The organism is Brevibacterium linens, assembly GCF_003999335.1.
GTDB lineage: Bacteria > Actinomycetota > Actinomycetes > Actinomycetales > Brevibacteriaceae > Brevibacterium > Brevibacterium linens.
This window is the reverse complement of sequence record NZ_CP026734.1, coordinates 2,688,888-2,709,177: the sequence shown is the minus strand read 5'-3', so window position 1 is coordinate 2,709,177 and position 20,290 is coordinate 2,688,888. Positions and strand designations below refer to the sequence as shown.

18 protein-coding genes and 2 tRNA genes are annotated in these 20,290 nt (G+C 65.8%); 6 read left to right on the top strand and 14 right to left on the bottom strand.

Annotated elements, in window-relative coordinates; genetic code table 11:
• Positions 1 to 339: 339 nt before the first annotated feature.
• From CXR29_RS12260 to CXR29_RS12235, 6 genes are all read right to left on the bottom strand, one after another.
• Positions 340 to 412: transfer RNA gene (locus CXR29_RS12260), tRNA-Lys, on the bottom strand.
• A gap of 204 nt (positions 413 to 616) precedes the next feature.
• The gene (locus tag CXR29_RS12255; RefSeq protein ID WP_127364660.1) at positions 617 to 937 is read right to left on the bottom strand and encodes a GroES family chaperonin; all 321 of its coding nucleotides are present in this window, start codon (positions 935 to 937) and stop codon (positions 617 to 619) included.
• Positions 930 to 1,214 (bottom strand): DUF3618 domain-containing protein, encoded by a 285-nt coding sequence (locus CXR29_RS12250; RefSeq protein ID WP_062862037.1) that lies wholly within the window; start codon positions 1,212 to 1,214, stop codon positions 930 to 932. Before CXR29_RS12250 ends, CXR29_RS12255 begins: the two co-directional genes overlap by 8 nt.
• A gap of 226 nt (positions 1,215 to 1,440) precedes the next feature.
• Positions 1,441 to 1,815, bottom strand: coding sequence for a cytidine deaminase (locus tag CXR29_RS12245; protein ID WP_127364659.1), 375 nt, complete (start codon positions 1,813 to 1,815; stop codon positions 1,441 to 1,443).
• A gap of 6 nt (positions 1,816 to 1,821) precedes the next feature.
• A complete protein-coding gene (locus tag CXR29_RS12240) occupies positions 1,822 to 3,453 on the bottom strand; it encodes a hypothetical protein (protein WP_127364658.1) in 1,632 nt (543 codons plus the stop codon).
• Positions 3,454 to 3,677: 224 nt separating this feature from the next.
• Positions 3,678 to 5,297 (bottom strand): hypothetical protein, encoded by a 1,620-nt coding sequence (locus tag CXR29_RS12235; RefSeq protein ID WP_127364657.1) that lies wholly within the window; start codon positions 5,295 to 5,297, stop codon positions 3,678 to 3,680.
• Positions 5,298 to 5,524: 227 nt separating this feature from the next.
• Here CXR29_RS12235 and CXR29_RS12230 point away from each other — a divergent pair.
• The 4 genes from CXR29_RS12230 to CXR29_RS12215 all read left to right on the top strand — a co-directional run bounded on the left by CXR29_RS12230 (position 5,525) and on the right by CXR29_RS12215 (position 9,957).
• Positions 5,525 to 5,597: transfer RNA gene (locus CXR29_RS12230), tRNA-His, on the top strand.
• A gap of 134 nt (positions 5,598 to 5,731) precedes the next feature.
• Positions 5,732 to 6,577, top strand: coding sequence for a ribokinase (locus CXR29_RS12225; protein WP_127364656.1), 846 nt, complete (start codon positions 5,732 to 5,734; stop codon positions 6,575 to 6,577).
• Positions 6,578 to 6,685: 108 nt separating this feature from the next.
• Positions 6,686 to 7,603 carry a dihydrodipicolinate synthase family protein gene (locus CXR29_RS12220; protein WP_241241438.1) on the top strand — a complete coding sequence of 306 codons (918 nt, stop codon included), beginning with the start codon at positions 6,686 to 6,688 and terminating at the stop codon, positions 7,601 to 7,603.
• A 176-nt stretch (positions 7,604 to 7,779) separates the two neighbouring features.
• Positions 7,780 to 9,957, top strand: coding sequence for a choice-of-anchor I family protein (locus CXR29_RS12215; protein ID WP_338142545.1), 2,178 nt, complete (start codon positions 7,780 to 7,782; stop codon positions 9,955 to 9,957).
• Positions 9,958 to 10,052: 95 nt separating this feature from the next.
• On the opposite strand, the gene CXR29_RS12210 is transcribed toward CXR29_RS12215, so the two are convergent.
• Both CXR29_RS12210 and CXR29_RS12205 read right to left on the bottom strand, forming a co-directional pair.
• Positions 10,053 to 10,871: a siderophore-interacting protein gene (locus CXR29_RS12210; RefSeq protein ID WP_127364655.1), complete on the bottom strand. Its 819-nt coding sequence runs from the start codon at positions 10,869 to 10,871 to the stop codon at positions 10,053 to 10,055.
• A 227-nt stretch (positions 10,872 to 11,098) separates the two neighbouring features.
• Positions 11,099 to 12,430 carry a glutaminase gene (locus CXR29_RS12205; RefSeq protein ID WP_101595711.1) on the bottom strand — a complete coding sequence of 444 codons (1,332 nt, stop codon included), beginning with the start codon at positions 12,428 to 12,430 and terminating at the stop codon, positions 11,099 to 11,101.
• Between the two features lie 89 nt (positions 12,431 to 12,519).
• On the opposite strand from CXR29_RS12205, the gene CXR29_RS12200 reads away from it, so the two are divergent.
• Positions 12,520 to 13,377, top strand: a complete 858-nt coding sequence (locus CXR29_RS12200) for a hypothetical protein (protein WP_127364654.1) — start codon at positions 12,520 to 12,522, stop codon at positions 13,375 to 13,377.
• 11 nt (positions 13,378 to 13,388) lie between these two features.
• Positions 13,389 to 14,114, top strand: coding sequence for a hypothetical protein (locus tag CXR29_RS12195; RefSeq protein WP_127364653.1), 726 nt, complete (start codon positions 13,389 to 13,391; stop codon positions 14,112 to 14,114).
• Between the two features lie 7 nt (positions 14,115 to 14,121).
• Here CXR29_RS12195 and nhaA read toward each other — a convergent pair whose 3' ends face one another.
• The 6 genes from nhaA to CXR29_RS12170 all read right to left on the bottom strand — a co-directional run bounded on the left by nhaA (position 14,122) and on the right by CXR29_RS12170 (position 20,055).
• On the bottom strand, positions 14,122 to 15,429 hold the full coding sequence (nhaA, locus tag CXR29_RS12190) for a Na+/H+ antiporter NhaA (protein WP_420897582.1): 1,308 nt from the start codon (positions 15,427 to 15,429) through the stop codon (positions 14,122 to 14,124).
• Between the two features lie 142 nt (positions 15,430 to 15,571).
• Complete coding sequence (locus CXR29_RS17320; RefSeq protein ID WP_164742817.1) at positions 15,572 to 15,724, bottom strand: hypothetical protein; 153 nt, start codon at positions 15,722 to 15,724, stop codon at positions 15,572 to 15,574.
• 270 nt (positions 15,725 to 15,994) lie between these two features.
• Positions 15,995 to 16,729 (bottom strand): LmeA family phospholipid-binding protein, encoded by a 735-nt coding sequence (locus CXR29_RS12185; protein ID WP_101595696.1) that lies wholly within the window; start codon positions 16,727 to 16,729, stop codon positions 15,995 to 15,997.
• A 91-nt stretch (positions 16,730 to 16,820) separates the two neighbouring features.
• Positions 16,821 to 17,543, bottom strand: coding sequence for a LutC/YkgG family protein (locus tag CXR29_RS12180; RefSeq protein ID WP_127364651.1), 723 nt, complete (start codon positions 17,541 to 17,543; stop codon positions 16,821 to 16,823).
• Positions 17,540 to 19,063 (bottom strand): LutB/LldF family L-lactate oxidation iron-sulfur protein, encoded by a 1,524-nt coding sequence (locus tag CXR29_RS12175; protein WP_241241437.1) that lies wholly within the window; start codon positions 19,061 to 19,063, stop codon positions 17,540 to 17,542. Before CXR29_RS12175 ends, CXR29_RS12180 begins: the two co-directional genes overlap by 4 nt.
• A complete protein-coding gene (locus tag CXR29_RS12170; protein WP_127364650.1) occupies positions 19,060 to 20,055 on the bottom strand; it encodes a (Fe-S)-binding protein in 996 nt (331 codons plus the stop codon). The genes CXR29_RS12175 and CXR29_RS12170 overlap by 4 nt, the downstream gene beginning before the upstream one ends.
• Positions 20,056 to 20,290 lie beyond the last annotated feature (235 nt).

Genomic DNA, 20,290 nt, shown 5'->3' with positions numbered 1-20,290 from the left:
ACCGGGCCCTGCCCGTGCCGAGAGCCGCTCGTCCTGCCCCTGACCGGAGCCGAATCTGCTGGCAGCCCACCTGAAGTCAGACAGCACAGTTTCAAACATGGGCTTTTCGACTCAAACGGTGCCGCCGCCATCCAAGGGCCGGACCGTGCGGCTCGCGAGTGGTCCCCAATCAGGACGCCGCCGCAACAAGTCCAAACCCGCGAATCAGTACACCCTGTTCTGGATTGCACATGGAGCAACCTGATGATTCGAGAACAAGGTGAGCCGAAACAGCGAGCCGGCAAGGGTGAATGCGAAAGAGCCGCCTCCGACCGAAGTCGAAAGCGGTTCTCTGTGCTGTGCACCCCCCGGGACTTGAACCCGGAACCCACTGATTAAGAGTCAGTTGCTCTGCCAATTGAGCTAGAGGTGCGTGCCGCACATGCTGTGCAACGAGAATTAATATTACTCAGGTGACGACCGATCATGCAAACCGAGATCGGCCCATATTCGATTTTGTGATGAAGGTCGCAAACCCCTGGTCAGAGTCCCTGTCCCAGCGAATCCGGCGACCCGGAGTCCACTGATTAAGAGTCCCTCCACCGCACCGGATTCGTCCCCGATGTCCGGAGGCACTTCAGAGATACATCCCCGAACTCGACTGCTCGGCCGGCTCGGAGATCGCGTGGACGTCGCGTTCGCGCAGCAGCACATACGCGCGTCCTTCGAGCTCCACCTCGGCGAGTTCCTCGGGATCGTAGAGTACGGTATCGCCGAGGTTGGCCTGCCTCACATGCGGGCCCGCGGCTACGACCTGGCGCCACACGAGGCGTCTGCCCATGCTGGCGGTGGCGGGAATGACGATGCCCGCCGAAGATTTGCGTTCCCCGGCTTCCGCGCTGGGTTCGAGCAGGATCCGGTCATGGAGCATCCGGATCGGTAGTGCGGCATCAGCCACGCTTGCGACCGGAGAGTCCGACGATGAGGGCGGCCACACCGAGGACGGCACCGGCACCGAGTGCGATGATCTCGGGCTTGGGGGAGCCGTCTTCCTCGACGACCTCGGACTTCGCCTTGTTGACGGCCCGCGTTGCCAGCACCTTCGGGTGGATGCGGCCGACGAGCTCGTCGATGTTCTCGGCGATGCGCTCTTCGCGCAGTCGGATCGACTCCGCGAGCTGCGCGGTTGTCGCCTGGTCGACGGTCACATCTGAGGTGTAGACGTTGTCAGTCATCGGGTCGAGTCCTCCCGGTCGAGAATGCTTTGCTGCGTCTGTGACCTTGTGCCACAGTGCTTCGCTGCCCAGCTTAGCGGCTGGGCACTGCGAGTGTCAGATATCGGCCGCGGTTCGACGGAATGTTACGATCTCGACGCTCGCGTCCGCGGGCATGGTCGGGTAGTGCCCGCGGAGACCGGCGATATACCGCTCCAGCCCACCCGGGCGGGTGAGGTCGAGATCCTCACACCGCAGTTCGTCGAGTCCCTTCACCATCACCGAGGTGACTTCCACGGGAAGCGTGCCATGCTCGGTGTTCTCGAAGTACGCCAGAGATGACCTGACGGCAGCGTCCGCGCGGGGCCAGCACTCCTCGTGTTTGGTTCCCGACTGCGACGATCGTGACCAGTGGGCCGGCATTCGCGGCTGCGGCGGCACCGATCGCGACGAGTTCCGCGCAGGGGCCGCCGGTGACGTGGAAGACACTGACTCCGGTGTGGATGCGTCCGGTGGTGTCCATCGCGGCTGCGGCGACGGTGTGGTTCTCATCGGCGCCGAGTCCACGCGCGAGTTCTTCTGCGGCGGCGACCACGCGCAGTTCGGAGGCGAAGAGGTCCATCCGGCCTCAGTCCTGTTTTCCGCGGCGACCCATGAGGTAGATGATGAACCCGACCGCGGCCATGCCGGAGGCGGCGAGGACGAAGACGGGCCAGGAGCTGACGATCGTGGAGATGATGGATTCGCCGAACGAGGTCGCCGGATTCTGATTGGCCCGCGGAGACGGCTGATCTCCACCCGTGATGAGATCCGTATCGTCTTCGGGTGCCGGCTCCTCGGGGTTGCGTGGCACCGGGTCCGAATAGTCGGGGCGTTTGGTGTTCTCACCGTCACCGGGCAGCCATTCGTCACCGGCGTTGCCGGGAATGGTTTCGCGTTCGTCGTCCGGGGAGACATTGCCGTTCGACGGGTCGGGGGTGGTGCCGTCGGCGTCGGAGGCTCCGACCGATGAACCGGCGCCGTCTGTGTCCGAATCCTTCTCTTCGTCCTCGTCGGAATCCGAATCGGGACCCGAGCTGTCGGAATCGCTGCTGCGAGAGCCATCGGTGCCGGAACCGGTGTCGGCGTCGTTTTCCCTGCCGCCGGTGTCCGAGTTGTCTGACGTGTCCGCACGGTCATTCGATCCCGAATCCGATGAGGTGGAGCCATCGGTCGAGGCGGCGCTGTCATCAGAGGTGTCGCTGTCCGACGACGCCCCGTCCGTGCCGGCGTCGCGGTCGCTCGTGGAGCCGTCGTCGGAGGTGACACCGTCCTTGTTGGCGGTCTTGCCACCACCGGTGTCGCTGTCGGAAGTGTCGCCGTCGGACGAGGTCGACCCATCCGCCGTCGGAGCGGGATCGCTGTCTGTCGAACCGTTCTCATCGGCGCCGGCGGTCGAATCGGCGGAGGACGAGCCATCCGGGTCGCTCGATGCTTCGGCCCCGTCGTCGTCGGGGTACTGCTGACCCTCGGCGACGATCTGGCCCTCGTCATCGACCGTGAAAGTCCATTCGGGGTTCGGTCCGGAGGGAGCGAACTCCTCGAAGTCCATCGCATCGGTCTGACCGTCGGCAACGATCTGACCTTTGTCATTGAAATGGTATTCAGTGGGTGCTGCTGCAGCGGTCGCTTCTGCAACGGACTGCCCGCTGTCGTCGGTGTCCGAATCATTCGCGGCCGAATCAGCGGCATCGCTGGTGGAAGACTGTGCGGGAATCCGCTTCATCGCCTGTTCCGGGGCTTCGAAAGACTTTCCGACCCAGCTCTTCGGCAGGGTGCCGGCGCCTATTTCCTGGTCGTTGGCCGGGACGGACAGTTGATGGCCGACGATCTGCCATTCGGCGGTGAGTTCACCGTCGATTTCGCACGGTTCGTCCGAGGTCCACTCCTGGTCCTTGCAGGCCTTGTCACCGTCTTCATCGGGACCCGGAACTGAGTTGTCGTCGGCCACACCCTCGACTTCGGTCACACCATTGTCGGCGCTGCTCGAATCGGCGTCGGTGCCGTCCACGCTGTCTGCCGTCGAATCTGCGTCATCACCTGAAGCGGAATCTGTTCCCGCAGAAGCGTCAGCCTCGGAACTCGTACTGGCGTCGGCCGTGGGAGTGGGACTCGGCTGGGCGAGTGCGGGAGAGAACGTCGCCGAGATCGGCAGTGCTGCCAGGGCAAGCGCGGCGCCGATTGCGACGGCTCTGCGGCTGAACCTGTGTGAGACTGGCACTACGTTCCTTCGCGGTGGGGATTGCGACTGCACTGGGTCAAGGGGACATGACGTTCAGACACATCGGGCACTATCCTAATGTCTCGGCCAGATGTGTTAAAGCCATAGGCGTGTTTCGCCGTGCCGCGGGATCCGTGACAGAGCGGCGGTCCGGGGCCGACGATCCGGCACCGAAGACCTGTCGCCGACGTTCCCCACCGGGAACCGGCGACCTCTGCCGGGAATCAGCGATCCTGCGTCTCGGACTTCTTCGGGTAGGCCCGAACGGTCGAATCGCTGCCGAGCACCAGAGCCTCGTTGCCCTCATCGACGACGGCCAGCAGATCGGTGTCTGTCTTGAACGCCTGCTTTCCGGCGAGCAGGCATGAGGTGTTCGTGTCCATCGTGCAGGGCACGATCGTTCCGCGCGGTTCGGAGAGATGGATGTCGCGGCTTGAGACGTCCATGAGCAGCAGACCCGACTCGAGATCGAAGAGATAGGGGCCGATATAGGCGCGCTTTCCGGCCTGTCCGCGCACCCAGGACTTCTCGCCGACGATGTCGGTCGTCGTGGTCACGGTCGAGAGGATCGACCCATCGTCGAGGGAGTGGACGACGATCTGGATCCTGTGGCCCGAGTTCGTCGAGGCGCCCTGTTCGCCCCACAGCGTGATCGCCTTGCCGTGGCCGGCCGAGATCCAGTCGATGATCTTCAGGTCGTCGCCGGGCCTTTCGAGCTTGATGCTGCGCTCGTCGCCGGTCTCGATGTTCTGCGCCGTGACCGGACCGTTCCAGTCCGAACTGAAGAGTTCATCGTCGTCGATGGCCATCGGTGTCGACCCGGCCTGCGGGGTGGGGACGTCTTCCAGCCCATCGGCGCCGAATGTCGAGAGCTTGTTGCCCGATTTGATGAGCACGCTCTTGCCGGCCGAGGTGATGCGTGCGTTCTCCGGCAGCTGGTAGGTCTTCGGCTTCGATTTCCCGTCGAAGAGCGCCTCGGCGGTATCGCCCGACTGCCACAGCAGGGCCGGCCGTCCGTCGATGACGGTGTCGACGGCGAAGGTCGGGGACTCGTCAATCTTGGCTTTGTACCGAGACCGGCCGGTGTCTGCATCGAGGACTTCGAGGCGGTTGTCGTTGACGAGGAGGACTCCGCGATCAGAAGCCGTCACGGAGGCGCGTCTGGGGACCTCGGCTTCCCAGGCCGGGGAATTGTCGTAGCTGGGCACAACGTCTTGGGTCTTGTCGACGGAGAGTTCGGAGGCGGGGTTGACCTGCTGTTCCGAGCCGATCGTCTGCGGGGTGTCGGGGGAGTCGACGGGGACGATGTTGGGAACGACGAATGCGCCGATCATGAGGATCGCCAGACCGATGAGCACGAGCCCGGGGACGGTGATCTTCTTCAGCCGCTGCGGGCGTTTGCGGGCCGAGCGTCTGCGCACCGGGGTCTTCTTCACTGTCGGCGTGGCCGGTGCGGCCGGTCCGGAGAACGGGGTGCCCAGCGGGTAGCTGTCACCGTTCGAGCTCTGGCCCTTTGCCTTCTGGTTAGAAGGCTCCGGATGTCCGGGCGCCTGCGCCGAACCATCCGAACCATCCGTGGACGTCGCGGCGGACGCTTCGTCCACGGCCGCCTCGGCGCCGGTGTCCTGCGCGGGGGCCGCCCCGACTTTCCCGTTCTCATCGATGCCGATCTCGGTCTTCTTCGACCCATCATCGATCGTCACGGTCAGGGCAGTCGCGGTCTCCTTGGCATAGTCGCTGAGGTAGGAGATGGCCCGCCCGGTGTCCGAATAGCGACTCGTCGCCCCGTTGAGGGTGGTGTAGGTGAACCCGTCGTCGGAGACGGAGATCAACGCACGAGGCATGTACAGGGTTCCTTGACAGTCATCGAGGGCAGGGCCGAGTCAATACTAATGAATGTCCTGAGGTGCTCCTACCCGTTTTCCGAAACCGTTATAGATCTCTACTGAATCGTTGCACGCAATGAGATCTGCGTCTCATCGGGGCTCAGGGGCGGTTCTGGTTTGCCCGGGTCAGGCGGGAGCGGTTACGATATATCTTGCTGTCTGCGCCTTGGGGTGCAGCGCATGTGGTGGGTATAGCTCAGCTGGTAGAGCGCCGCGTTGTGGTCGCGGATGTCGCGGGTTCAAGTCCCGTTACTCACCCCGCTCGGGAAGCCCCGTGATCTGTGCGAACGGATCACGGGGCTTCTCTCATTCCCGCCGTGTGCCCACACTCGCCCCACCCCCGATCGTCGACGGTCATCGTCGCCCCGCCCGCGATCATCGATAATGAGGTCATGACCACCGACTGCTCCCTGACGGTCGTCGGCAGCATCAACGCCGACATCACCGCCACGACCTCCCGACTTCCCGCCGCCGGTGAGACCGTGGGAGGCGGCCGACTGTCGCGCTCGCCCGGTGGGAAGGGCGCGAATCAGGCCGCAGCGGCCGCCCGTCTCGGTGCGCGGACCCGCATGATCGGTGCGGTCGGTCGCGACTCCGACGGCCGGGCGATGCTCGAAGCGCTCCGTGCCGCCGGCGTGCGGACCGATGACATCGCCGAGGCGACCGCCGAGACCGGGACCGCGCTCATCATGGTCGACGCCGCCGGTGAGAACCAGATCGCCGTGTGCGAAGGTGCAAATGCTTCAGTCAGCCTCGCGGGAATCGAATTCGGTGCCCACGAGGCCGTGCTCACTCAGCTCGAGATCCCTCTCGACCTCATCGTCGAACTCGCCCAGCGTGTGCCCGGGTTCCTCGCCGTCAACGCGGCTCCCGCCCGTCCTCTGCCCGCCGAGGTGGTCGATCGTGCCGATCTCATCATCGTCAACGAGACCGAATACTGCCGGCTGCCGCAGCTGCAGACCGGGCAGCTCGTGGCCGTCACCTATGGGGCGAAGGGATCGGCACTGCTGCAGAAGGGTGAGCAGATCGCCTTCGCCGAGGCGGTCGAAGCGACCCCCGTGAGCGCAGTCGGCGCCGGAGACGCCTACTGCGCGGCCCTGACCATCGGCCTGATCAGCGGACTCGCGCCGGAACGCGCACTGCGGGCAGCCAACGCCGTGGGCGCGGCCGCCGTGGAGGTCGCCTCCGCCCAACCGGAGCTCGACGTGTTCGAGACGTACCTGTCCGCCCGCGACTGACCTGGCAGACTGAACGCAGACGAACCCATCCGCTGCCGCCACCCGAGACGCGTTGCCGCCACACCGGGTTCGCGCCATCGGCGGCCCACACCCACCCGAGGAGGACCATTGACAAACACCCCCGACGCGTCTCTGTTCACCGGGCTGAGTGCCTTCCCGCTGACGCCGCTGAAGGATGAGTCGATCGATGAGGATGCCTTCGTCGGGCTCATCGAACGCCTCGTCCTCGCCGGAGTCGACTCGATCACAGCGTTGGGCTCGACCGGTTCGTACGCGTATCTCGACACCGATGAGCGTGCCCGAGTGGCTGCGTTGACGGTCGAATCCGCTCTCGACATTCCCGTCTTCGTCGGCGTCGGGGCGCTGCGGACGAGGGATGTGCTGGCCAATGTAGCCTCGGCCGAAGCCGCCGGAGCCCACGGACTGCTGTTGGCGCCGGTGAGCTATCAGCCGCTGACCGACGACGAGGTGTTCGGCCTCTTCCGCACGGTCACCGAGTCCACCGACCTGCCCGTCGTCGTCTACGACAACCCCGGCACCACGCACTTCACGTTCACCACCGAGCTCTACTCGCGCCTGGCCGGGCTCGACGGTGTGGCCTCGATCAAGATCCCCGGAACTCCGGCCTCACCTGCCGGATGGGAGGAGCGCATCGGCGATATCCGTGCGGCCATCGGCAGCGAGGTGACGATCGGCATCTCCGGCGATGCCCATGGTGCCGAGGGCCTCATCGCCGGTTGTGATGCTTGGTACACGGCAGTCGGCGGCACCATCCCCGAGCCGCTGCTCGAGATCACGCGGGCCGCGGAACTCGGCAATGCGCAGCTGGCCCGCGAACTCTCCGCCGAGCTGCAGCCGCTGTGGGATCTGTTCACCGAATTCGGCGGAAGCCTGCGCGTGACCGCCGCCATCGCCGAACACCTCGGGCTCGTGGGTGCCGGCAGCCTTCCCCTGCCGGTCCGCGATCTCGACGCCGCAGCGAAGCGGAAAGTCGCCGAGGTGGCCGAGCACCTCGACCTTGCCTGACCCCGAACCTCGGTTGACCCCCGAACCTCGCCGAGCGCTGACGTCTCCGCCGACCGCGCACCGCACACCCTGGTACAGCGACGGCAACGTGAGCGGTCGGCGCGTCGTCGCCGGGCAGACGAGTTCACCGTCCGTCCATCTGCGGTTCGGAACCGGTCCATTCCGGGTGCCTATGAATAGGTGTTTGCGGGTTCAGTCGGCCCGCGACACCCAATCGATCCCGGAGAACCGATGACGATCCCACTGTCTGCGAAGACGCTCACGGCCTCGGCGGCCGCCCTCCTGTTGGCCACCGGCTTCACCGTCGGCGGCTCGACGACAAGCACAAGCTCCGCCCAAGCTGCAGAAGTGGACGATCCCATCAGCTCCTCGGCCTCGGATGCGCAGAGCGAGATGGGCTTCCTCGGATCCCACGAGACCGGACAGTTCGACGAATCGCCGCCGAGATCACCGCGGTCCACGGTGACACGGTCTTCACCGTCAACGCCCAGGCGGCCACCGTCGACGTCATCGACGCTTCGGACCCGACAGACCCGCAGAAGGTCTCCGAGATCACCGGCACCGGGGTGGCGAACTCGATCTCCATCCGCGAGGACGGCCTCGGCGTCATCGCCCTCGAGAACGAGGACAAGACGCAGCCGGGAACCGTGATGTTCTTCGACGCGAACGACTCCGAGGCGGACATCCTCGGCGAAGTTCCTGTCGGGTCCCTGCCCGACATGGTCACCGTCACCCCGGATGGCAGCCACGCCCTGGTCGCGAACGAGGGCGAGCCGGCCGATGATTTCTCCACCGACCCCGAAGGTTCGGTGTCCGTCATCGACCTCCCCGCCGAGGTGGCCGCACCGTCGGCCTCGGACGTGCACACTGCGGACTTCCACGAGTTCGAGGACGGCGGGACGAAGACCCTGCCCGAGGATGTGCGGATCTTCGGACCGACACCCGAAGAGGACCTGCCGATTTCGCGCAATCTCGAACCCGAGTACATCACTGTCGCCGGTGACAAGGCCTATGCGACCCTGCAGGAAGCGAACGCGATCGCGGTCGTCGACATCGCCTCGGCGTCGGTAGAGGAGATCCTCCCGCTGGGTCTCAAAGATCATGGCCAGGCCGGCAGCGGTCTCGACGCCTCCGACCGGGATCCCGAGGATGCCCCGACCGTGAACATCACCGAATACGAGGGGCTCAAGGGCGCGTACATGCCCGACACGATCTCGACGCTCACCTCCGGCGGCACCGACTACCTCGTGACCGCGAACGAGGGCGATTCGCGGGAGTGGGGTGACTTCGTCGACGCGGCCAGGGTCAAGGACCTCGGCGAAGACGGCCTCGCGCCGGTGTGCGAGACCTCGCCGCTGGCCGACAAGCTCGGCGATGAGGATCTCGGGCGACTGAACATCATCACCGATCTGGGCCTCAACGACGCCGGCGACTGCTACGAGGAGCTCGTGGCCTTCGGTGCTCGCTCGTTCTCCGTGTGGACGACCGATGGGAAGCTCGTCGCCGATTCCGGGGACGAGTTCGAGAAGCTGACCGCCGAGGCGGTGCCCGAGTTCTTCAACTCCAACCATTCCGAGTCGAACCTCGAGGGGCGCAGCGACGACAAAGGCCCCGAGCCCGAGGCGCTGACCATCGGTGAAGTGGGGGAGAGGACCTACGCTTTCGTCGGCTTCGAACGCATCGGCGGAATCGCCGCCTTCGATCTCAGCGAGCCGAGCGCACCGAAGTTTGCGACCTACTTCAACAACCGGGACTTCTCGGTCTCCGTCGAGGACGAGATCGAGGACGCCTCGGATCCGGCTGAGCTGCTCTCGCGCGCCGGAGACCTCGGGCCGGAGGGCCTCACGTTCCTCGGTGCGGACGAGTCGCCGACGGGAGAGGCCGCGCTCGTCGTCGGCAACGAGGTCTCGGGCACGACGAGCCTCTACTCGGTCGCCGATCTCGCGAACGGTGGAGACGACGGCGACGATGAGAACGCCGGCGCTGATGCTGCGGGTGCCGATGACGATGCCGGCGCTGACCAAAACGCGGGTGCGAACGAGGATGCGGGTACCGACGACGATGCTCAGGCCGATGCCGGCAGCGAATCGGACTCGGGCAGCGAATCGGACTCGGCCGCCAACGGTACGGGCGCTGACGGGGCGGAGTCGGACAGCGACTCGAACACCGGCGCTGGCAGCGACTCAGCAGCCGGCTCGAACGCAGACGACTCCGAAGCTTCCAGCGACGCCGACGGAGATCCGCTGCCGCGTACCGGCGCCGATCTCGGTCAGTACCTCATCCTCGGCGGCATCGCTGTCGGTCTTATCGCGATCGGCAGTGCGGCCTTCTTCCTCACCCGCCGTCGCAGCTGAATCCCCGCCGACCGCTCACCTCAGCGTCGACCGCTCGCCCCATAACGCGAGCGGTCGACGGCAACTCGAGCGGTCGGCGTGACCGGGCAGGCACATCAGTCGATCTGGCCGATGGGTTCGCGCTTCTCGGCCTGGAACTGGTCCTCGGCGCGTCCGCGGGCCCAGTAGGCGGAGATCGACAGCGACTCCCGCGGGACTTCGCGGTCCTTGAGGATCGTGCGGATGATCTTGATCGTCTCGCGCTCGCCGTGGGCGAAGACCTGCGGGGTGCCCGAACGCCATTCGAGCTCCTCGACCGCGGCAATGAGCTCTGCGTCCGAGTCCACCCATCTCACTTCGATGCCGGCAGGCGCTGCAGGCAGAACGCGATCGGCTTCGTCGGTGACGCACGCCAGGACGACCCCGGCAGCTCCGGCGGGCATCGCCTCGAGGGCAGAGGTCACGGCGGGGATCGCGGAATGGTCGGCGATGAGCAGGTGCCAGGCGGACTCGGCAGCGGGGGCGTACTTTCCGCCTGCTCCGGAGAGGACGAGTGTGTCTCCGGGCTGCGCGTTCTTCGCCCAGGGACCGGCGATTCCGTCATCGTCGTGGATGACGAAGTCGATGCTCAGCCACTTCTCCTCCAGGTCGATCTCCCTCACCGTGTAGGTGCGCCGGCTCGGCAGCTTCTCGGGAGACTCCTCGCGCAGCTGCGCCAGATCATAGGGTGGGACGAGCTCATGCGCCGGATCGGCGAAGAGGAGTTTGACGTACTTGTCGGTCGCATCGTTCGAGCTGATGTTGTCGAAGGTATCGCCGCCGAGGCGGAGCCGCACCAGATGCGGGCTGACCTCGGTCCTCTCGAGGACGGTGAGCACCGCCTGCCGGCGGGCAGGTCGTGCGGTGCGTTCGGGGGTGTCGGGTGCGGTCGTCACGGGCGGCCTTTCTCAAACGGGGTGCCCCTGGAAGCTCACGGTCGGGCTCTGAGGGAGGAGCCGCCTCGGCGCAGGGGTTCGGTAAGGCTCACCTTATCAAATCCTTGTCGACCGCCCGCCGTCGCGGTCAGGCGGCACTCGTCGACCGTCGGGACCCGCGGTCGGTGGGACCGGTCGACCGCCCACCGTCGCTGTCAGGTGGGCCAACCGATCACCCGCCATCGCGGTCAGTGGGACCGGTCGGCCATCTCCCGGCGCCGGTCGTCGCGGATGCGTTTGAGGCCCTTGACCGATTTGAGCGAATCGAGGATCTGCACGTCCGGAAGCGCGGAGTTCGGTCCCCTGCACTGCATCATGTCGTCGGGGTCGAGCAGGACCACGCGGATCCCATCGTCCTTCATTCGTGACAGCGCCTCGGTGAGCATGCTCCGGGCGACGGAGTTGATCTCGTTGACGCGGCGCAGGTCGAGGACGAAGGTGTTCGTGGTGGAACCGGGTTCGTCCATCGCGCGCAGGACGTTCTCCGAACCGCTCCACTGGATGAGTCCCTGCAGGCTGCAGATGCGGACCATCTTGCCCTCCGAGTCGACGAAGCGGCGGTCACGGCGGATGATCGACCGTGCCGGTTCCGGAGCATCCATGATGTGCAGGCTCAGGCGGTCGGAGAGGTCCTGGAAGATCTTCGCTCCGCGGACGCTCGTGCCGTGCCTGTCCAGGCGCGGGGAGAACGTGGCGATGCCGACCTGACCGGGCATGACACCGAAGACTCCGCCGGAGACACCGCTCTTGGCGGGAATCCCGATCTCCGTCATCCAGTCGCCGGCTGCGTCGTACATGCCGCACGTCATCATGACTGCGAGCACCTGCCGGTTGACCCTGGGGGAGAGCACCCGTTCCCCGGTCAGCGGGTTGATGCCGCCGCCGGCCAGCGTCGAGGCCATGATGGCGAGGTCTTTGACGGTGACGGTGATCGCGCACTGTTCGATATAGCCGCGGACCACCTCGTCGGGGTCGTCATAGAAGATGTCGTAGGAGCGGAGCATGTTCGCAATGGCGACGTTGCGGTAGGCTTCGCGCCACTCCCCGTCGGCCACCGATTCGTCGATCGACAGCTCCCGGCCGGCGAAGCGGGAGAGGCCCGCGCGCACGATCTCGGTGCGTTCGGCCAGTCCTGCACCGGGATCGCCGAGGAGCGAGTGGATGGTCATGGCTCCGGCGTTGATCATCGGGTTGAGTGGGCGGCCCGACTTCTTGTCCAGCGAGAGCTCATTGAACTTCTCACCGCTGGGTTCGACGCCGACGTGCTCGAGCACTCCGGCCAGGCCCTCCTGCTCGAGGGCGAGACCGTAGATGAAGGGCTTCGACATCGATTGGATCGAGAACTCGAAGTCGGCGTCGCCGGAGGTGTATTCGATGCCGTCGAGGGTCGAGATGCAGATCGCGAGCTTCTCCGGATCCGCTGAGGCAAGGTCCGGGATGTAGTCCGCATTCTCCCCGGACCGGTCCGGTCGGAATCGTTCGAGCGTCTCATCGAGGAAATCCGGGATGGGCGATCGCATGGCACCTCCTGCTGCAGTTGTAGTCGGTTGTTCCAGGACTGGCACCGCTCGTGCCTGCGCTGACACCGGCCCGATACTACGTTGGAACCATGACACGGACCAAGTTGCTCCTCCTCGTCGGCCTCGCGTTCACCGCGGTCACCGTTGTCGTCATCGGCGTGATCGTGACCGCGTTGGTGCTGCGGTCCACACCGCCCCACCACGAGACCACGAGGCTGTCCGAACATGCGCTGACCCCGCAGGAGACCATTACCGAGGTGGCCCCGCGCAGAGACGGGACCGTGCAGATCCGCCAAAGGCTGATCTTCGAAACCCCACCCGAGAACCGACAACCTGTCGGTCTGTGGATCAGTGACGCAGGGGTGGGTCAAGATCCGCAAACCGACCGCCGACTGGCGATGATGCCGACACTGTCGTCGCTGAGCGCAGTCGAGCTGAGCACAGCCGACGATTCGACTCAGGACTCACCGAAAGCCCTCGGAGAGCTGAACATCGACGTCGACGAGTCGGAGCAGAAGGGCTTCGACCATCCGGCGGTGCACGTCGAAATCACCCCGCAGGATTCCGACGGAGAAGCCGTGCAGTGGAGCGAAGGTCGTCATGTCATCGAGCTCGAATACGCCCTCGATGACGTGTTCATCTCCGTGGACGGCGTGGAATTCTTCGCCGTGCCCGTCCCCGCCCTCGGCAATGGTCAGCTCGCTCAGAAGACACATACGCTCGACATCGACACCGACGGGCCCGTCTACTGTCCTGCCGACAACGTCGACTTCGCCCTCGGCGACGGCTGTGACGCTGAATCATTCGCTCGGGTCGATGACGCTGATGACTCTGATACCGGCGCGCACGTGGTGTGGCGGGAGTCCGTAGCCGACAGCCGTGAAATCATCGCCTTCGCTCCTCCTGCAGGAATGACGGCGTCCCCGATCCCCGCGTCTGAAAGGTAGGGATGAGCGAGATGAAGCACAGATTCGCACGCAGTCGCGCGTTTTCCGTCACGGCGGCGCTCGCAGCGGCTGTGGCGATCACGACTGTGATCGCAGCGCCCGGCGGAGTGGATGCCGCACCGAACCCGCTGCGCAGCAAGTATGTCGAGCACACGGTCAGCATCGCCGCCGACGGCAGCTACTCGGTGCGGATGGACACGAAACTCGAGCTCGCGCTCGATACGGCATGGGGGTTCGGCGGGGAAGTCCACGACGGATTCCGCCTGCCCGACACCGAGTCTCTGCTGCCTCCGTACCTGCGGGCTCAGTATTCGAATCCGCGGGGAACCATCGATTCGACCGCTGGCGAGGCGCACATCGACACAGAGCTGCATTCGGTCGATATCGACTTCTCCACGGACCGGCTCGCCGCAGGATCTCACCGAGGAATCCTCGACTACGAGGTTGCCGGAGCAGCCGTGCCGGCCGCGGACCTGAACGGAGAACAGGACAACGGCGTCGTCGTCTACGTCCGACCCCTGGACCTTGGAGACCTCGTCATCGAGTCCGCGGCACCGATCACCGCTGTCGACTGTGAGGTCTTCGCTCCGCGCGGCCAGTCGTGCGGGGAGAAGAAGGGAGAATCCTGGACCGTGTCGGGAGAGGAGCTGCTGCGCGATCACACTGTCATCGACGCAGTCCGGATCACGATCGACGCCGACCCGACAGCAGTGCCGACGCCGGACATCGATTCCTGAGTCGGCCTCACTCGCGCCTGAGTCCGGCAAGGAGCGCCTGAGACCGGCGACGGTGGTGGGCGTTCCGGACCGTGAGGATGAGCGCGGCGAGCACGGCCGAGAGCAGTGAGGCGCTGAGAACGGCAACCTTCGCAACATCGTGTTCGACCGAACCGGCGGTGAAGCTGAGGTCGGCGACGAGGAGGGAGACGGTGAAGCCGATGCCGGCAAGCAGACCGATGCCGGTGAGGTCGGCCCAGCGCAGGCTGGGGTCCACACTTGCGGTGAACCGGGTGACCAGCCACGTGGAGGCGAGGATGCCGACCGGCTTGCCGACGATCAGTGCCGTCATGATCCCGTACGTCAGGGGATGGGAGAACGCGGAGGCCAGACCGTGGAGTCCTCCGATATCGACACCGGCGGCGAAGAAGGCGAAGACCGGAACGGCGAACCCGGCAGACAGCGGTCGGATACGGTGCTCGAGCGCCTCGGCGAGGTCGATGGAGCGAGCGTGTTCGTCACCGGTCGTGCGGGTCGAACCACGACCGACGACGGCGGGGATCATGAAGCCCAGCAGCACTCCGGCGATGGTCGCGTGGACACCGGAGGCGTGCATGAGTGCCCAGGCGATGAGGCCGAGCGAGAGGAGGACGACCCACGCGGCCCACGCACGGTCGACGAAGACGCGACGGAAGCGGTGTGCGACGAGTCCGAAGACGAGGACGACTCCGAGTGCCGTGGCAAGGGGGAGAATCGCGATGGTCTCGGTGTAGAAGACCGCGATAATGGTGATCGCCAGCAGGTCGTCGACCGCGGCCAGGGTGAGCAGGAAGATGCGCAGCGCCTTGGGCAGGTGGGAGCCGACGATCGCGAGGACGGCAACGGCGAAGGCGATGTCGGTCGCGGTGGGGATGGCCCAACCGCGCAGCAGCTCCGGACGGGTGAGCAGAAGGGCCGCACAGATGAGGGCGGGGACGAGGACTCCGCCGGCCGCCGCGGTGATCGGGACGACGGCGGTGCGGAGACGCCGCAGGTCACCGCGGGTGAATTCCGCCTTGAGTTCGATGCCGACGAGGAAGAAGAAGACTGCGAGCAGTCCGTCGGCGGCCCATTGTCCGATGCTCAGCCGCAGGTGCCAGGGTTCATAGCCGAATTCCCAGTCGCGGATTGCGAAGTATGCAGCCGATGCGGGGGAGTTCGCCCAGATCAGAGCGGCAGCAGCGGCGATGAGGAGCAGTGCGCCGCCGACGGTGTCGCGGCGGAGCGCCCGGAACAGCTGCTGTCCCGGGGTGTTCGGTGAGGCGGATCGTGAGGTGGGTGCAGAGGTAGTGGTCACAGGGATCCCGTTCGTGGTCGGCAGACAAGAGAGATCGACCCGAAGAGTGGATGTGCAGACAGCGCTCAGTTCGGCGACGCTGAGCGTCCGTGCGTGATTCGAGCGGACGTCGTCGGCTCGGCAGATGAGAGCTGTCGGAGAGTCACACCAGGGGTCGGAGCGGAAGATCTCCGTGTGAGAACGGCTGTGTGCCCGACTGCATCTCGCCCCACGCGGTGATGTAGCCGTTGGTGCCCGAGTGCGGCAGAACCCACACTTTCAGGCGGAAAGCGGCATTGCGCATGGAGGGAGTCATCCCCGACAGTGGAGCCGACCGGCAGCGCGCCGTGCCACCGAGACATAAGGCCGTGCCACCGGCCGAAGTCCTAGCTGATCTGCTGCATGAGCAGGTAGCTTGAGCCCAGTCCACTGTTGCACTCGAACCCTGAGCCCACCGGGCGAAGATGACACTTCGGCCCCACTGATCTTCGAGAATCGGGTTCGGTTCCCCCAGGAACCCGACCGCCGAGGAACCCGATCGCCGAGGCGGCCCGCCCCGACCGTAGTCGCCCAGGTCCCCAACCGGTCACTGCAGGCTGACCCCGGATCCGTGGAGGCTCACCTGCAGTCCCGCCTCGGTGGCGGTAATGTCGGTGAGTTCGAGACCGGCGGGCAGGAAGTCGAGATCGATGACGATATCGGAGATCTCTGAGGTGAGGAATCCAGGCAGGCGATCGAGGGAGAACTCAGCCGAACCCAGCTTGATCGTCGTCGCATCGACGACGACCCGTCTGCCGTCGGCATTCGGGTCGATGCCCACGAGCAGATCCTGACCGAGCATCGACCCCTTGAGGTAGAGCTCACCGTCGACGGTCGTGAAAGACATCCCCTCGGGCAGGTTCGCATGCTCGGCGGCGAGCTCGTCGAGGGTCGAGTGGGGGAGCACCGCAGTGCCCTCGACGGTGCCGATCGGCTTCGACCCGCCGGTGGGAACGTCATAGAGCTTCGCATTGACATCGGTGAAGTCGACGCCCTCATAGTTGGCCTCATCGGCGGTGACATGCACCGAGTTCAGTTCTCTGGAAGCCAGCTGCGTGAGGATGGGGAAGCCTTCGACAGAGACCTCGGCGTCTCCGTAGTCGGCAAGCCTGTCGGCGATGCGCTGCTCCGTGGTGTAGTCGACGATGCGGTCGGCAGCGATGATGCCGATGATGAGGGTGAGGACGATGACGACGGCGGAGACGATGAACGTCGTCCGCCGGCGGCGACGTCGGGGCCGCTCGTTCGGCTGCGGGTACTGAAGAGTCTGCGCCGTAGTCATGGGCTCCATTGTTGCGCACTCGCCGGTCCATTCGCATTCGCTGGTCCGAGTGCGCTCGCCGGCTCGGCAGAGTCGAACGTCCCCGCTGCGCTCACTCGTTGAGAATGATGACGTCGAGGGTGCGCGGTCCGTGCACTCCTTCGACCCGGCTGAGCTCGATGTCGCTCGTGGCCGAGGGCCCGGAGATGAACGTCAGGGGTGCGTGCGCGTCGAGCCGAGCGATTCCCTCAGGGACGATGTCGACGATGTCGTCCGTCCGGACGATGCACACATGATGGTCGGGCACGAGCGTGATCGCCCTCCGGCCGCACTCGCCCGATCCGTCGAGGACGATGGTGCCCGTCTGCGCGATCGCCACCGCCGAGGCGGTCACCACCGCCCCCTGAGCGTCGAGCTCGTCGACGCTGAGCTCCTCACCGGGAGCATCGACCCGCACATCACCGGAGTACCCCTCCAGCCAGGACGAGTCGAGACCGCGGGGGACGACGACCGAGGAGTGGTCGCCGATGAGTTCGGCGATCGTTGCGCTCGGGTCGCCGTCGGCGCGGTGGACGTTGGCTTTGTAGTCGACGAGGCGGTCGATGAGCAGCTCGACGAGGTCCTCACCAGTGTGCGTGCCCTCATGGTGGTATCCGGCGTCGGCGGCCGTGGCGGCAGGCTTCGCCGAGGCGACCCCGCCGGATACGGCATCTGCCGTGCCGCCGGTGCCCGGTACCGCTGTGCGCGGAGACGACGACACGTATTCCCCGCCGCCGCGGCGACCGAGGGCCTCACTGATGCGGGCGAGGATCTCCTCGCGGGCGGTATCGCTCATCGCTGTCCCTCCTCGTCGCGGTCGTTCGCTTCCTCTTCGGCCCACAGCTGTCGGAAGCTCTTCTCGGGCAGGGCCGGGATGTCGCGGCTCGAGGTCCAGGCGCCGGCGATTCCGGGCAGAGCGTTGATCTGCTCGCCGCCGGTGACCTTGTGCGCGAGAGGCAGTCCCTTCTCCGCCGCGGCCATCCGCTTCCCGTCGCCCATCATCCACGACGCGCCGGTGAGGGCGGCGTCGAGCTGGGAGGACACAGGGGAGTGGTTGGCTTTGACATCTTCGCCCCGCAGATGGACGAGGATCTCCGGGATATTGATCTTCACGGGGCACACGTCGTAGCAGGCGCCGCACAGGCTCGACGCGTACGGCAGTGAACCGTTGCCCTGCTCTTCGACTCCTGTGAGCAGCGGGGAGAGGATCGCTCCGATCGGTCCCGGATAGGTCGAGCCGTAGGCGTGGCCGCCGGTGCGTTCGTAGACGGGGCAGACGTTCATGCATGCCGAGCAGCGGATGCAATTGAGCGCCGCACGTCCGTGCTCATCGGCCAGCGCCCGAGTGCGTCCGTTGTCGAGGAGAACGAGATGGACGTTCTGTGGACCGTCTCCCTCGGACTTCCCCGTCCAGAACGAGGTGTACGGGTTCATCCGCTCACCCGTCGACGAGCGTGGCAGCAGCTGCAGGAACACCTCGAGATCGGCGAACCTCGGCAGCAGCTTCTCGATGCCCATGACGGTGATGAGCGTCTCCGGCAGGGTCAGGCACATGCGCCCGTTGCCCTCGGACTCGACCACTCCGAGGGTGCCGGTCTCCGCGATACCGAAGTTCGCTCCGGAGATCGCGACCTTGGTGGTGAGGAATTTGTGGCGCAGATGTCGGCGGGCCGCCTCGGCGAGGACGGCAGGTTCGTTCGTCAGTTCCCCGGCGTCGGGCATCTTGTCCATGAAGATCTCACGGATCTCATCCCGGTTGCGGTGGATGGCGGGAACGAGGATGTGGCTGGGTTTGTCCTCGCCGAGCTGGACGATGAGTTCGGCCAGATCCGTCTCGAACGCATCGATGCCCTCGGCCTCGAGGTGCTCGTTGAGACCGATCTCCTGGGTGGCCATCGACTTGACCTTGATGACCTCGCGGCGGCCGGTCTCGAGCACCGGCGCATTGTCCTCGACGAGTTCGGTGACGATGGCATTGGCCTCATCGGCGTCACGGGCCCAGTGGATGATGCCGCCGGCGGCGGTGAATGCCTCTTCGAACTGCGCGAGGTACTCGGGCAGGTTCTCCATCACTTCGTTCTTCGTGGCCTCACCGGCGTCGCGCAGGTTCTCCCAGTCGTCGAGCTCGGAGACGACCTCGGCGCGCTTCGACCGGATCGTCGAGGTGGCGTGGCCGATGTTGTTGCGCAGCTGCTGGTTGCTCAGATGCTGGTGTGAGACCTCGGGAAAGGCCTCGGCTTCGATGATGTTGCCCTGCCCGCCGGGCAGATCGCTGCGTCGCTTCGACGGCAGCAGCGGCATTCCCAGAAAGGTCATCGCAGGCTCCCTCCGCTCACTTCTGCTCCTTCGCTCGGCGCCCGCAGCGGGTCCTCCCTCGTCGACGCGAGGATCCGGGCCAGATGGACCGCGGCTTGACCGACGCGGAACCCGGACTGGGTGCGGCTCGGCTCGGACGGAGAGGTGCCCCGATGGCCTGGGGCGAGGTGGTCATCATCGTCGGCCCCGACGACCGTCGTCAGCGTCTCGGTCGTGTGCCCATGCTCATCGGTCGAGCTCGTCTCCTTCACATGCACGGCGGTGACGTCCGGGGCGCCGTCGAAGCTGCCGGTGCGTTCGAACCGCGACATTCCGCCGCCGATGTGCAGCAGACAGGAGACATCGCCGCCGGTGCAGACATCGGCTTCGGTCGCCTGGATCGTGCGCACCTTGTCGGCGAGCATCGCCGAGGACACCTCCGGGTTCTTCACGGAGAAGGTGCCGCCGAACCCGCAGCAGGAATCGGCCAGAGGCAGTTCGACGAAGTCGATGCCCTCGACGGACCGGACGAGGGAGGACTGCCGATCGCCGAGGCGCAGCAACCGCATTCCGTGGCACGACGGGTGATACGTCACCCGGTGCGGGAAATAGGAACCGAGATCGGTAGCGGCATCCGTGACGCCTTGGACGTCGGTGAGGAACTGGGTGAGCTCGTAGGTGCGGCCGGCCACCTCGGCGGCCTCGGACGCCAGGGCATCATTGCCCACCCGGGTGGCGACCATCGGCTGCTGGTGGCCGAGCGAGGCCACGCAGGAGGCGGACGGGGCGACGGCGACATCCCATTCGGTGCTCGTGAAGGCGCGGACGTGATTGGCGATGACCGGTTCGGCCTGCGCGAACTTACCGGAGTTGATGTGCATCTGCCCGCAACACGACTGGCCTTCGGGGAAGATCACCTCATGGCCGAGCCGGCGCAGAATACTCACGGTTGCCTGCGCAACCTCGGGATACATCGCATCGACGATGCAGGTGGCGAACAGTGCGATCCTCATCTGACCTCCAAGCCGGACGCTGTGCTGATGCGGTTGGCGGATGGCTTCCGACCGGGACGATGCCGTGGTCGCAAACGGTCCGTGTCACTCCATGCTCAGACGGTAGCACCGGGTTCTGACGCGGCAAATGGACACGACCGGAGGGGCGCGCCGGTGCGCGGATCAACGCGGAAGTCCGGTCGCCTCGGGGGAGGGCGAAACGATTTAGGTCCTATGACCCTGCGCTAATCTCCTG

Coding starts and splice junctions, on each gene's coding strand:
- CXR29_RS12200 (WP_127364654.1), top strand. CDS start 12,520: ATGACACGGACCAAGTTGCTCCTCCTCGTCGGCCTCGCGTTCACCGCG.
- CXR29_RS12250 (WP_062862037.1), bottom strand. CDS start 1,214: ATGACTGACAACGTCTACACCTCAGATGTGACCGTCGACCAGGCGACA.
- CXR29_RS12175 (WP_241241437.1), bottom strand. CDS start 19,063: ATGACCTTTCTGGGAATGCCGCTGCTGCCGTCGAAGCGACGCAGCGAT.
- CXR29_RS12195 (WP_127364653.1), top strand. CDS start 13,389: ATGAAGCACAGATTCGCACGCAGTCGCGCGTTTTCCGTCACGGCGGCG.
- CXR29_RS12180 (WP_127364651.1), bottom strand. CDS start 17,543: ATGAGCGATACCGCCCGCGAGGAGATCCTCGCCCGCATCAGTGAGGCC.
- CXR29_RS12235 (WP_127364657.1), bottom strand. CDS start 5,297: ATGCCTCGTGCGTTGATCTCCGTCTCCGACGACGGGTTCACCTACACC.
- CXR29_RS17320 (WP_164742817.1), bottom strand. CDS start 15,724: ATGACTCCCTCCATGCGCAATGCCGCTTTCCGCCTGAAAGTGTGGGTT.
- CXR29_RS12225 (WP_127364656.1), top strand. CDS start 5,732: ATGACCACCGACTGCTCCCTGACGGTCGTCGGCAGCATCAACGCCGAC.
- CXR29_RS12170 (WP_127364650.1), bottom strand. CDS start 20,055: ATGAGGATCGCACTGTTCGCCACCTGCATCGTCGATGCGATGTATCCC.
- CXR29_RS12185 (WP_101595696.1), bottom strand. CDS start 16,729: ATGACTACGGCGCAGACTCTTCAGTACCCGCAGCCGAACGAGCGGCCC.
- CXR29_RS12205 (WP_101595711.1), bottom strand. CDS start 12,430: ATGCGATCGCCCATCCCGGATTTCCTCGATGAGACGCTCGAACGATTC.
- CXR29_RS12245 (WP_127364659.1), bottom strand. CDS start 1,815: ATGGACCTCTTCGCCTCCGAACTGCGCGTGGTCGCCGCCGCAGAAGAA.